The organism is Saccharopolyspora mangrovi (assembly GCF_035320975.1).
In the GTDB taxonomy this organism is placed as follows: Bacteria; Actinomycetota; Actinomycetes; order Mycobacteriales; family Pseudonocardiaceae; genus Saccharopolyspora; species Saccharopolyspora mangrovi.
In genome coordinates this window covers 146,802-159,562 of the sequence record NZ_JAWLNX010000013.1, presented here as the reverse complement: position 1 = coordinate 159,562, position 12,761 = coordinate 146,802, and the positions used below count along the sequence as shown (strand labels likewise).

Sequence of the window (12,761 nt, the reverse complement as noted above, 5' to 3'; positions counted from 1 at the left end):
CAGTCTTCGCACTGACGGATCCTGCGGTTCTCGCCCCGGGGTGGAGCGTCCGGGCTTCCCAGTCGCTGGTCGTCTCAGGCGAGTTGGGCCTGCCACATCCAGTGGGACTTCTCCAGCTCGCTGGAGATGGAGATCAGCAGGTCCTGGCTGACCAGGTCGGTCTTGTCGGTCTCGTCGATGCGCTTGCGCAGGCGCGCCACGACCTCGGTCAGCGTGGCCACGATCGCCTCGATCACCTGCTTGTCGCTGCGCCAGTCGGCGGGGAAGTCGGGCAACCCCGATCCCTTGGCGACGGTCGCGGCGCGGCCGTCCGGCGAGATGCCGATGGCCACCGCGCGTTCGGCGACGTCGTCGGCGAAGCCGCGGGCGGAGGTGACCAGCTCGTCGAGCTGCAGGTGCACGTCGCGGAAGAACTTGCCCACGACGTTCCAATGCGCCTGCTTGGCCACCAGGTGCAGGTCGATCAGGTCGAGCAGGGTGTCCTGCAGGACCCTGCCGGTGATGTCGCGGTCGGAATCGCTGAGCGGGCTGGTGATGGGTGCCGCGCTCTTCTTCGACGTGCTCTTCTTCGAATCGGCCTTGGCGGCGCTCTTCTGGGCCATCGGTTCGCACAACCTCCTCGAGAACGTGCAGACCCGCTTCAGGGTGCTGCCCCGGAGGTACCCCCGCACGTCGAGCGCTCACACCCGCTGTTCGGCGAACTCCACGACTTGGCGCCCGATGGTGCGCAGGGTGTTGGCGACCTTCTCGTCATCGCACTCGCCGCCTGCCCGGAAGCGGGTCTCCGCGGAGTTCACCGCGCCGCCCAGCGAGGTCGGCCAGCCGCGCAGCGCGTGCACGACCGAGCGCAGGGCCTGCAGCGTGGTGACGCTGGCCTGCCAGCCGTAGGCGATGCCGATGCAGCCGACGGCGCGTCCGTCGAGGTAGGGGCGGCTGTCCTCGCGCAGGTCCTCGACGTAGTCGAGGGCGTTCTTGACCAGGCCGGACACCGTGCCGTGGTAGCCGGGCGAGGCGATCAGCACGCCGTCCGCGCCGCGCAGCGCTTCGACGAGTTCGCTGGCGTGGGTCGAGCGCTCGGCCACGTGCGGGTCGTAGAACGGCAGCGCCAAGTCGGCACCGGTGATCGCCCGGACCTTCGCTCCCGCCTCCCGGGCGCCTTCCAGCGCGGCGTGCAGCGCGCGCTCGGACTGCGAGTCGGGGCGGACCGAGCCACCGATCCCCACCACGGTCACCGTCATGTGCCGATCCTTTCACCCGAACCTGGGACGTGTCGCCCCCGTTGTGCTTGTGCGGGGTCACGCTAGGACTTCGAGTCCGCTTGAGGTCAAGGTCGGCGAGCTGTCGCCGGAAACTTGGCTACTTGTGGGTAACGTAGAACACAACACCACCACCTTCCCGGGAAGGTCACGCTCATGCCCAACGTCATCGAAGCGCTGCAGCCGGCACTGGAAGGAGCGGCGATGCGCGCCGTTTTCGCACTTCCGCAGCCCTTCCGCAGGCTCATCGCGGGTCCTCCTGTCCGGCTGGACGACCAGGAACTCGCGCTGGACGCGCAGCTGCTGCTCAAGCTGCAGAAGCTGACCGGCCAGACCGGGCTGGCCGCCGCGACGGCGGAGAAGGCCCGCGCCGCCATGATGCACGCGACGAAGATCACCTCCGACGCACCGCTGCCCGGCGTGGTCGTCGCCGAACGGAACATCCCGACCGACAACGGTGACCTCCCCGCGCGGCTCTACCGGCCCCGGGAGCTCACCGAAACGGGCCCGCTGCTGGTCTTCTACCACGGTGGCGGCTGGGTGATCGGCGACCTCGACAGCCACGACGACCTGTGCCGCTTCCTCGCCAAGCACGCCGGGATCCGGGTGCTGTCGGTGGACTACCGGCTGGCCCCCGAGTACCCCTTCCCGGCGGCGCTGGACGACGCGCTCGCCGCCTACTCCTACGCGGTGGACAACGCGGCCGAGCTGGGCTCCTCCAGCGACGCGATCGCCGTCGGCGGCGACTCGGCGGGCGGCAACCTCGCGGCCGCAGTCGCCCTGCAGACGACCCGTTCGGGTGAGCAGAAGCCGGTGTTCCAGCTGCTGCTGTACCCGGCGGTGGACGCGAGCCGGCGGCGGCGCTCCCGGGAGCTGTTCGGCAACGGCTTCCTGCTCACCGACCACGACATGACCTGGTTCATGGAGCAGTACTCGCCCGACGAGTCCAACCTCAGCGACCCGCGGCTGTCGGTGCTGCTCGCCGACGACCACTCGGACCTTCCCACGGCGTACGTCGTGACCTGCGGGTTCGACCCGTTGCGCGATGAGGGCGAGGCCTACGCCAAGGCCCTGTCGGACGCCGGCGTGCCGGTCGTGGCCCGCCGATTCCGGGACCTCATCCACGGCTTCGCCAACATCCGCCCGGTCGGTCACCGCTTCGAAGAAGCGCTCTTCGAGATCGTCGGCACGATCCGGGCCGCGCTCGACCTCCACAAGGTCTGACCCGGGGCGTTCTCGGCGCACCAGGGGGCAGTTCTCGGCACAACGACCGATTTCGCCCGGTCAACGTGGACCAGAACCGCCCCCTGGTGACGCGCGCACCGCAGCGATCGAGCTCGCCTCACTCGGGGTTGCCGAGGAGTTCCCTGAGGCGGCTGAGCAGTTCCTCGCGGTTGGCCGAGCCGAGGCGCTGCTTGATGCGGCTGATGTGGTGCTCGACCGTCTTCGCCGAGATGAACAGGCGCTTGCCGACCTGCTTGTAGGTCAGGCCCGCCAACACCAGCTCCGCGACTTCCTTCTCCCGCTCGGACAGCAGTTCCGCGTCCGAACCCGTCGAGTTGACCGCGCGCGGGCGCGCGGGCTTGCCCTGCAGCGCTCGGGCGCACTCCAGCAGCGCGAGCATCGCGCGGCGGTCGTGGGTGCGGATGGCGGCCTGGCCCGCGAGACGGGCGCCGTCCCAGGCCAGGCCCGCGGCGTGCAGACCGCGGGCGATGCGCTCGACCTCGTCCTGGTCGACCTCGCCGGCGAGGACCCGCAACCACATCCGGGCGGCTTCGGACATCGCACCGGCCAGCGCGTTGTGGTGCGCGAGGACGTCGAGCCGGTCGGCGAGCAGGCCCGCTTCGCCGATCTCCTCCAGGACGATGGCGGCCTGCAACCGCTTCCACAGCAGCATCGACATCCACAGCGGTGGGTTGCCGAGCCGGTCCAGCAGCGCCTCGGCCTCGTCGAGGTACGGGATGATCCACTCCTGGTCGCGCAGCCGGGCCGCGGCCACCACCAGCTCGCCCAGCGGCAGCAGCGAGAACAGGTCCACCGAGTGCTCGGCGGCGACCTGCCTGGCCTGGGCGCGGGCGTTGGCCAGCGCGGTCATGTCGTTGTCCCGGCTGGCGATCCCGGCCTCGATCGCCGTGGCCATCAGCCGGTCGCGGGCGGCCATCTCGCCCGCGTCGGGGAGCTTCGCGCGCGCGGTGACGGTGTCGCCCTTGACCAGCGGCAGCCACGCCGCCAGCAGCCGGTGCCGGTTGTGCAGCAGCGCGCCGCCCGTCCCGGTCTCCACCGCGCGGTCCAACGTGGACTGAGCGACGTCGAGCTCACCGCAGTGCAGCGCGACCAGCGCGGCCACCGCAGCCGGTGTGTCGGGCACCAGGACACCGCGCCCCAGCGGTTCCGACAGCGAGGCCGCCCGGACCAGGGTGGACAGCGCCGTGGTCGCCGAGCCGACGACGGATTCGTGCACGCCCACCGCCATCTGCGTGGCGGCACCGGTCATCGAGGTCGGCGGGCCCGCGTCATCACCGGCCTTGAGCAGCTCCTCGGCCTCGGCCAGCCGCCCGGCACCGATCAGCCCGACGGCCGCGAAGGCGTTGTCCCCGGGCCAGCGCAGCTTCGCCGAAGACCAGCGGCACAGCTCCGCCGAGCGCTCCAGCAGGCCCCGGTGGGCGAGCACGCCCGCGGCGACCTGGACGCCGAGTTCCCGCTCCGGCGCGGTCTCGTCGACGATCACCCGGTCGGCCAGCCGCAGCGCTCCGTCGAGATCACCGGCCACGGCCGCCGCCCGGGCCTGCCGGGCGATCACCGACCCGGCCGGGACACCGGCCGAGACCGCGGCGGCCAGCAGTCTTCCGGCCAGGTGCGGGGCGACCTGCACGGCCTCGTCCCCGGCGCGTTCGAAGGCCTTGGCCAGCGTCGCCTCCGGCAGCAGCGCCATCGGCGCCTCCAGCAGCGGCGCGACCAGCGGCAGCACGGGTCCGCCCCGGGACAGCTGGAGTTCCACCAGCTTTCGCGTGATGCGCAGCCGCCGTTCCCACGACGTCAACCGCAGCACGGCCACGCGCACGATCGGCAGCAGCCCGTCCTCGGCGCCGAGCATCGCGCCGGAGCGCATCGCCGCCAGCACCGAACCGATCGCAGCGCTGTCGGTGCCGGCGACGGCGGCGAGCAGGTCCGGGTGCGGGGTGGCGCCGACGGCCATCGCCGTCGCGCACTCCCACCCGGTCTCGCCGAGCTGGTCGAGGTCGTGCTGGAAGTGGTCGAGCGCGCGGGCGGGCAGTTCAGCGCGGCCCGGTTCGGCCTCGGCCAGCAGCCGGGCGACGTAGCGCGGAACCCCGCCGGTCTGGGTCTGCACCCAGCCGACCCAGTCCAGCGCGCACCCGCCGGCCCGCTCGGCGATCTCCTCCAGACCGAGGGCGGCGAGCAGCACCGGAGCCCCGAGCTCGCCGATCAGCTCGCCCAGCGCGGCGCTGCGCGGCCCCGGCCGGTAGGCGACCACCAGCCGGACGCCCGGCTTGCGGGCGATCTCGCCGAGCCGCAGCAGCAGGTCGTCGCCGAGCCGGTGCGCGTCGTCGACCAGCAGCGCGCCGTCCTCGGCGCGGTCGAGGTCCCGGACTCCCAGCACCGGCACGCCCGCGTCGCGGTAGGTCGCGGCGATCGACTCGAGCAGGGTGGTCTTGCCGAACCCACCCGCGCCCTGGATGCCGGCCAGGATCGGCGAGCCCGGGGAGGACTCGATGGCCGACCGCAATCCGCTCGCGTGCCCGTCCGGGACCAGGGCGGCGCGGGATGTCGTCGAGTGATTCACGCCTGCCTTCCTTGTCGTCCGGTCACCTGGGTCTAGCGGTCTTGATCAGTTGGCTGACGGTGGTGGGGCCCAATGGCGTTGCTCGGTATGCCGTTCCGTTAGCGAAATCGCGGCTCCGCAACTACTTGAGGAGATCCATCACGCCGGTGATCGAGTGGTCCTTGGTCATGAAGGTGATCACGATGCCCACGGCGATCAGCAGCGCCGCCGCCACCAGCTTGATGATCTTCATGCGCTTGGCCCGCGCCTCGTCGGGAGGTTCGATCGGCATCGGCTCGACCTCGATCGGAGGGCGTTCCACGGGTTCGGGTTCGTCGTCGATGTCGTCGACGGCGTCGAAGCCCTCGACGCGCATCAGCACGCTGGTCTCGGCCACCGCGCCGCGATCGGTGTCGGTGGACAGCACCTGCTGCGCGGCCAGCGCCGCGCCGCTCGCCGCGGTCAGCTCGGGGGCCACGTCGACCAGCGGCGGGGTCTGCAACCGCTCGGCGACCAGTTGCTTGAGCAGCGGGGTGCGCGCGGTGCCGCCGGCCAGCAGCACCGTCTCGACGTCGTCCGGGCGCAGCGACGCCGACTGCACGGCCTGCGAGATCAGCTCCGGCACCCGCTCCAGGTGCGGGCGGGCCAGCTGCTCGTAGCGGGCGCGCGAGATGCCGAACTCGGTGCGCACGCCGGGCACGTCCACCCACATCGACACACCGGGCTGGTGCGAGAGGGCTTCCTTGGCGCGCACGCACTCGGCGCGGAGCTTGGCCAGCGCGGCCCGGTGGTTGACGTCGGAGGCGTCCAAAGCGCCGAGCTGGGCCGAGAACTGCTCGCAGACCAGCTCGAACAGCGCGTCGTCGAGGTCCTGGCCGGAGGGGTGCCCGGTGTTCAGCGGCGACCCGACCACCTCGAAGCCGGGGTGGCGGCGGCGCAGCACGGTCGCGTCGAAGCCGCTGCCGCCGACGTTGGCGACCACGAGCGGATGCTGATCCTCCACTCGCTGCTTGCTCGCGTAGTCCAGGGCGACGGCCGTCGGCTCGGGGATCATCGACACGTCGGTGATCCCGAGCTGGGCCAGCGCCTGCTGCACCAGGTGGACCCGGTGGGGTCCCCAGCTAGCGCTGTGGGCGACCGCGATGTGCTCGGGCGGGTGCCCCTGCCGCTGGGTGACGGCGTCGGAGACCCACTCGATCATCGCGGCGACCAGGCGCTGCGCCGGGACGAACTCGCTGCCGACCACCAGCGGGAGGTCGTCGCCGAGCCGGGCGGTGAAGCCGCGCGCGACCCACTCGTGGTGGCTGATCTCCTGGCGGGCGGCGGCTTCCCCGGCCACGAAAGATCCGTCCTGGACCTTGCACAGCACCGTCGGCACCACCGGGCCGCCGGTCGCCAAGGGCACCGGGACCGTGGCCGTCCAGCGGCCACCGTTGCGCCTGGCCGTGGCGGCGGTCGTGACCGTCGCGCCCAGGTGAACGCCCAGGACGTAAGGCATGCGTTCCCTTCACTGTCACCGACTCGGCCGTGCCAGGGTCCCCGATCGGGGGCCTCGAGTACGGCTCGGGTGCCCACAATTTAGCGGCATCTCGTTACGGAGCGGTTCCGGACTCCCCTAGCGACCCCCCAACGGCCTACCCAACCGATCCCCTAATAGAGATCTCGATAACTAGGAGTCGTACCCGATGGCTGGGGGGCGGGTCATCCCTACGGTGATCAACACAGGAGTGAGGGAACGGCACGACCTCACTCGGTCCACCTAGCCGAGTACCGCTGAGCATCGGGAGGTCCGACGATGGCGAACCCTCAGCACCCCTCCGGTCAGGCCGAGTCCCCCATCTCCGACCCCGGGACGCACTCCAACTCCGGCCTGTCCGCGGAACCGACGCTGCACGAGTTCCTCACGCGCCTCGTCAGCGATCCGGCCGCACGGTCGGCCTTCGACGCTGATCCGCAAGCCACGCTGGATCAGGTCGGACTCGGGGAAATGAGCGCGACGGACGTTCTGCAAGCAACGTCGCTGGTCCTCGACTACGCGCCAGTCGAGGTGGTCAACGCGTACGACCGCTCGCTTTCGAGCAGCGTCGAGAAGTTCGCCGCGAGCAACCAGCACGTCGCGATCAGTGAACTGCATCCCGCACATCCACACGAGCAGGAAGAACTCAGCATGCTGAAGAACACCCCCTCTGACGACTTCGGCAAGGGCGGCGACATCGACGCCCAGCTGCCGGCTCCGGCCCCGGCCCCCGCTCCGAACGGTGAGACCAACATCGACATCGAGCACAACGACGTTGACTCCCACAACATCGTCAACGTGCACGACGTGCTCTCGGGCAACACCGTGAACATCGGTGGCGACAGCCAGGAGATCTCCTCCACCGTCGGCTCGATCACCAGCACCGCCACCCACGTCTTCGACAGCTCGGTCGACGTGGCCTCCGCCACCGGTTCGCTGGTGCACGGCGACGTGACCGGCGTGGTCGGCAACGCCACCAACGTGGTGGGCGACGTGACCTCCGGCAACGTCACCGACGTGGTCAACAACGCCCCGGTCGTGGGCGACGTGGCCGCCAACGTGACCCAGGTCGTGGGCGACGCCCCGGTCGTGGGCGACGTCGTCGGCGACGTGACCTCGGGCGACATCACCGGCGTTGCCGGTGACCTGACCTCCACCGTCTCCGAGGCCCCGGTCGTCGGCGACGTGGTGGGCAACGTGACCTCGGGCGACATCACCGGTGTCGCGGGCGGCCTGACCTCCACCGTCTCCGAGGCCCCGGTCGTCGGCGACGTGGTCGGCTCGGTCACCGCTGGCGACGTCACCGGCATCGCCGGCAACCTGGGCGACACCGCCGCCGGCCTGCCGGTCGTGGGCGACCTGGCCGGCGCCGCCACCAGCGGTGACCCGCTGGGCGTCGTGGCCGGTGTCCCGGTCGTCGGCGATGTGGTCTCCACCGCCACCAACACCGTCGGCTCGGTCCCGGTCGTGGGTGACGTCGCCAGCGACGTGACCTCGGGCGACGTGACCGGCGTTGCCGGCACGCTGACCGACGCCGGCGCGAACGTCCCGGTCGTGGGCGACGCGCTGGGCGACGTGGCCTCGGGCGACGTGGCCGGCGCCGTCTCCAACGTCCCGGTCGTGGGCGAGGTCGCCGACACCGCCACCGGTGCCGCGGGCACCATCCCGGTCGTGGGCGACGTGGCCGCGGGTGCCGCGGGCGGCGACCTGGTGAACAACGTTCCGGTCGGCTCGGAGGCCTTCGGTGACATCACCGGCACGGTCACCGACGCGGTCTCCAACGTCCCGGTCGCCGGCGACCTCGCCAGCTCCGTGACCGACACCGTCGCCGGTGGCGACGTCACCGCGCTGCCGGTCGACGACCTGGGCTCGGCCCTGCCCACCGACGCGCTGCCGGTCGAGGACGTCACCTCGGCGCTGCCGGTCGACGCTCCGCTGGCCCCGGTCGGCGACGTGGTCTCGCACCTGCCGGCCCCGAGCGACCTGCCGGTCGCGGGCCCGGTCGTCGGCGAGCCGGTCGAGGAGCTGACCCACACCGCCACCGACGCGCTGCCGCTGGACGGCCTGCTCTGATCGCTCTCCGCGACTGAGCCTTGAGAATGCCGGGATCCGCTCCCTGAGTGGATCCCGGCATTTTTCACTTTCCGGAAAAAATTCGCACCCCCGAACAACACGGCGAGTGCGCGATCGCGATGTGAGTTCAACCGATTGGGTTTGACTAACCGCCGCGGCACGACACAATGGCCGCCGTGATCGAGACGGCGTTGGTGGAACTGATCGATCGCGCTACTGCCGAGTGCGCCGAGCAGCAGCGCGCCGATCTGCACGGCCGCCTGCGCCAGATCAGAACCAGGGTGCTCGACCCGACGCAGCTCGTGCTGGTCGTCGGCGAGTCCAAGCAGGGAAAGTCCGCGCTGGTCAACGCCATCGTGAACGCCCCCGTGTGCCCGTCGGGCGACGAGGTCACCACGACCGTGCCCACGCTGGTGCGCTACTCCGACGAGCCCACCGCGCTGCTGATCGAGCAGGAGCCCGCGCACGGTCCAATCGCCCTGGACCGCACACCGGTGCCGATCGACCAGGTCCGCGAGCACATGGATCGCGCCGCCGCGAACGGCCGCCCGGTCACTCGCGGTGAGATCGGCATCCCCCGCGCGGTGCTGCAGAACGGCCTGGCGCTGATGGACACGCCAGGTGTGGGCAGCGTCTCATCGTTCCTCACCAGCACGACGCTGTCCGTGGTCGCCGAGGCCGACGCGCTGCTGATGGTGTCCGACTCCACTCAGGAGCTGACCACCAACGAGCTCGCGTTCCTCAAGCAGGCGACCGCGCTGTGCCCGAACATCGCGCTGGTGATGCCCAAGATCGACCGGACCCCGCACTGGCGGAAGGTCCTGGAGGTCAACCGCAAGCACCTGAGCAACGCGGGCATCTCGGCAAAGCTGTTCCCGGTCTCGGCCGACATCCGGATGCGCGCCATGCAGTCGCGCAACACCAACCTCAACGCCGAGTCCGGTTTCCCGCAGCTGCTGGAGTTCCTGCAGACCGAGCTGGCCGGTCAGCACGAGCAGTTCACCCGGAGGCTCGTGGCGCACAACGTCTCCGAGGCGCTGACCCAGATCAACGACTCGCTGCGCGCCGAACTCGCGGCCCAGAACCCGCGCACCGCGGCGGAAACGCTGGTCGAGCTGGAAACCGCGCAGCGCCGGGCCGAGGACCTGCGGCGCATCTCGCAGCACTGGCAGAAGACGCTCAACGACGGCATCTCCGAGCTGTTCACCGACATCGAGTACGACTTCCGGGAACGCACCTGGGCGGTGCTGCACGAGGTCAACGAGATCTTCGAGGTCGCCGACCCGCTGCCGATCTGGGACGACTTCACCCGCTGGCTGCAGGCCCGGCTCACCGACGCGATCACCGAGACCTTCGGCTGGCTGGAGCAGCGCCAGCAGCGGCTGGCCGAGATGGTCGCCGAGCAGATGCCGCCGCAGCAGATGAGCCGCCCGCCGGAGCTCAACCAGGTGCTCCCGCCGGATCCGCTCGACGACGTCCCCGGACCGAAGCTGCCGACCGGCGCCGACTACAAGAACTCCGACAAGGTCCTGACGGGTCTGCGCGGCTCCTACGGCGGTGTGCTGATGTTCGGCCTGATCACCACGATGGCCGGGCTGCCGCTGATGAACGTCGTGTCGATCTCGGCGGGCGTGCTGCTGGGCACCAAGAGCCTCAAGGAAGAGAAGGACATGCGGCTGCGCCGCCGCCAGACCGAGGCCAAGAGCAACGTGCAGCGGCACATCGAGCAGGTGATCTTCCAGGTCAACAAGGACTCGAAGGACACCATCCGCGCGATCCACAAGGGCCTCCACAAGTACTTCACCCGGATCACCGAGGACGCCCAGATGGAGATCAGCCAGTCCATCCAGGCGATCAAGCGCTCCGCGGAGCGCAGCGCGGTCGACCGCGACCAGCGGGCGCGGGAGATCAAGCAGAAGCTGGAGGAGATCACCGTGCTGCGCCGGCGGGTCACCCAGCTCACGCAGAACCGGATCACCGCCGCATGAGCACCGAAGCACTCCTGGAGCGGGCCAAGGGCCTGCTGCTGCGGACGATGACGTTCTACCGCGACGACCCGCGCACCACGACGTGGTTGCGGGACCGGCTGGAGCGGCTCGACCAGCCGCTGCGGATCGCGGTCAGCGGGCGGGTGAAGTCGGGCAAGTCGACGCTGATCAACGCGCTGATCGGCACCGACCTGGCGCCGACCGACGCCGAGGAGCGCACCCAGGTCACGACGTTCTACCAGTACGGGCCGGAACCGAAGATCCTGGTGCACACGCCGCACGGCGCGGTGCAGAACGTTCCCGTGTCCACTTTGGACTCAGCGACGATCCGGGATCTGCAGCACTGGCGCCCGGACGAGGTGTCGCGGCTGGTCATCGAGTCCCCGACCCCGGGGCTGCAGGCGATCACGCTGATCGAAACGCCCGGCGTGGCCTCGGCGGCCGTGCAGGAGACGGGCCGTTCCGCGCTCGCGCAGATCCTGTCCGAGTCCGACGCCGTGCTCTACCTGACCCGGTACCCGCGGCAGACCGACCTGCAGTTCCTGCAGTCGGTCAACGAGCTGCAGACCGCGCGCTGCGTGCCGATCAACACCGTCGTCGCGTTCTCCCGCGCCGATGAGACCGGCGACGGCGGCTCCGACGCGCTGGCCGCCGCCGAGCGGATCGCCGAGCGCTACCGCACCGACCCGACGCTGAGCGCGTTCGCCCAGCACTTCATCCCGGTGGTCGGGCTGCTCGGGCAGGCCGCGTCGACGATGACCGAGGACGACTTCAAGATCCTCGCCTACCTCTCCCGGTTGTCCGACACCGACCGCGACACGCTGCTGCTGTCGGCGGAGCGGTTCATCAAGGCCGGTCTGGAGGCGGTGCCGTCGGAGATCCGGCAGCGGCTGCTGGAGCGCTTCGGCCACTACGGCATCGCGCGGTCGCTGGACCTGCTGCGCGGCGGAACCGGAACGGCTCAGCAGCTGCAGCAGGAGCTGCTGGAGACCAGCGGGCTCACCACCCTCCAGGAGACGGTGCACTCGCAGTTCGTGGAGCGCCAGGACGCGCTGCGCGCCCGGTCCGCGCTGCTGGCGGTGGACATGGTGCTGCGCGCCAATCCCCGGCCCGGGGTGCAGCAGCTGCTCGGCGAGTTCGAGCGGGTGCTCACCAACGCCCACGAGTGGAACGAGCTGCGCGCGCTGTCCGCGCTGGACTCCGGGCAGATCCGCTTCGCCCGCCCGCTGCAGGCCGAGGCGAAGCGGCTGCTCGGCGCCTCCGGTCACTCGGCGCACGCCAAGCTCGGCCTGGACGAGACCGCCGCGATCACCGACGTCGCCGACGAGGCCACCGCGACGCTGTCCCGCTGGCGGGAGCAGGCGGTCAACCCGCTGCTCGACCGCGCGCACCGCGACGCCGTCCGCACCGTCCTGCGCAGCGCGGAGCGCGTGATCCTGCACCAGGTCCAGAACCAGGGCCAACCCCAACCGGACCGCGCCCAACAGGTGGCTCAGCAGGCCGCTCAAGCCCAAGCCCAGCAGCAGGCGCAGGCCGAGGCGGAGCGGGCCAGGCAGGCGGCCGAGGCCGAGCAGGCCAGGCGCGCCGCCGAAGCCGAGCAAGCCCGCCAGGCGGCGGAAGCGGAACGGGCGAGGCAAGCCGCGGAGGCCGAACGCGCGCGTCAAGCCGCCGAAGCCGAACAGGCCCGGCAGGCGGAGCAGGCCCGCCGAGCGGCCGAGGCGGAGCGGGCCAGGCAGGCGGCCGAGGCCGAGCAGGCCAGGCGCGCCGAGGCGGAGCGAGCCCACCAGGGCGAGTGGTCGACCCCGTCCCGCAGCGCCGACGATCCGAACAGGACCCCGGCCACCCGGTTCCTGCAGCAGCACGAGCACCCCACGGGCCGCCGCGCCCTGCGCGAGGTCGGCACCAGCACGGGCGGTCGACGCCGAGCCCCGGAACCCGGCGAATCAGGTCCAGCCCGCTCCAGCGTCAACCAACCCACGGGCAGCCACGCCAAACCGGACCCCGACGAGTCCCACCACGTCGACCCCACCCCCTCAGGCCGCCACTCCCGAGGCTGACCCCACCGGTCGAAGTTCCCGATTTCAATGGAACTCGGAACCCCGATTTCCATTGAAATCGTGTCCCCACGTGGGCGCGCGGCGGGTGTC

At 71.0% G+C, this 12,761-nt stretch carries 8 protein-coding genes; 4 read left to right on the top strand and 4 right to left on the bottom strand.

Translation table 11 applies throughout. The features are described from left to right. Nucleotides 1-74 precede the first annotated feature (74 nt). The gene (locus tag R4I43_RS19525) at nt 75-602 is read right to left on the bottom strand and encodes a Dps family protein (protein ID WP_324267088.1); all 528 of its coding nucleotides are present in this window, start codon (nt 600-602) and stop codon (nt 75-77) included. Nucleotides 603-680: 78 nt separating this feature from the next. Then, entirely contained in the window at nt 681-1,238 is a 558-nt protein-coding gene (locus tag R4I43_RS19520) for an NADPH-dependent FMN reductase (protein ID WP_324267087.1), read from the bottom strand. Between the two features lie 174 nt (nt 1,239-1,412). Between R4I43_RS19520 and R4I43_RS19515 the strand changes: the two genes are divergently transcribed. After that, a complete protein-coding gene (locus R4I43_RS19515; RefSeq protein WP_324267086.1) occupies nt 1,413-2,480 on the top strand; it encodes an alpha/beta hydrolase in 1,068 nt (355 codons plus the stop codon). A 118-nt stretch (nt 2,481-2,598) separates the two neighbouring features. Here R4I43_RS19515 and R4I43_RS19510 read toward each other — a convergent pair whose 3' ends face one another. Both R4I43_RS19510 and R4I43_RS19505 read right to left on the bottom strand, forming a co-directional pair. Further along, entirely contained in the window at nt 2,599-5,058 is a 2,460-nt protein-coding gene (locus tag R4I43_RS19510) for a helix-turn-helix transcriptional regulator (RefSeq protein WP_324267085.1), read from the bottom strand. Between the two features lie 121 nt (nt 5,059-5,179). Further along, complete coding sequence (locus R4I43_RS19505; RefSeq protein ID WP_324267084.1) at nt 5,180-6,535, bottom strand: Hsp70 family protein; 1,356 nt, start codon at nt 6,533-6,535, stop codon at nt 5,180-5,182. Nucleotides 6,536-6,832: 297 nt separating this feature from the next. Here R4I43_RS19505 and R4I43_RS19500 point away from each other — a divergent pair, with 297 nt between their 5' ends. The 3 genes from R4I43_RS19500 to R4I43_RS19490 all read left to right on the top strand — a co-directional run bounded on the left by R4I43_RS19500 (nt 6,833) and on the right by R4I43_RS19490 (nt 12,671). Further along, nucleotides 6,833-8,626 (top strand): IniB N-terminal domain-containing protein, encoded by a 1,794-nt coding sequence (locus tag R4I43_RS19500; RefSeq protein ID WP_324267083.1) that lies wholly within the window; start codon nt 6,833-6,835, stop codon nt 8,624-8,626. A gap of 176 nt (nt 8,627-8,802) precedes the next feature. Beyond that, nucleotides 8,803-10,614 carry a dynamin family protein gene (locus R4I43_RS19495; protein WP_324267082.1) on the top strand — a complete coding sequence of 604 codons (1,812 nt, stop codon included), beginning with the start codon at nt 8,803-8,805 and terminating at the stop codon, nt 10,612-10,614. Next, a complete protein-coding gene (locus R4I43_RS19490; RefSeq protein ID WP_324267081.1) occupies nt 10,611-12,671 on the top strand; it encodes a dynamin family protein in 2,061 nt (686 codons plus the stop codon). The genes R4I43_RS19495 and R4I43_RS19490 overlap by 4 nt, the downstream gene beginning before the upstream one ends. Nucleotides 12,672-12,761 lie beyond the last annotated feature (90 nt).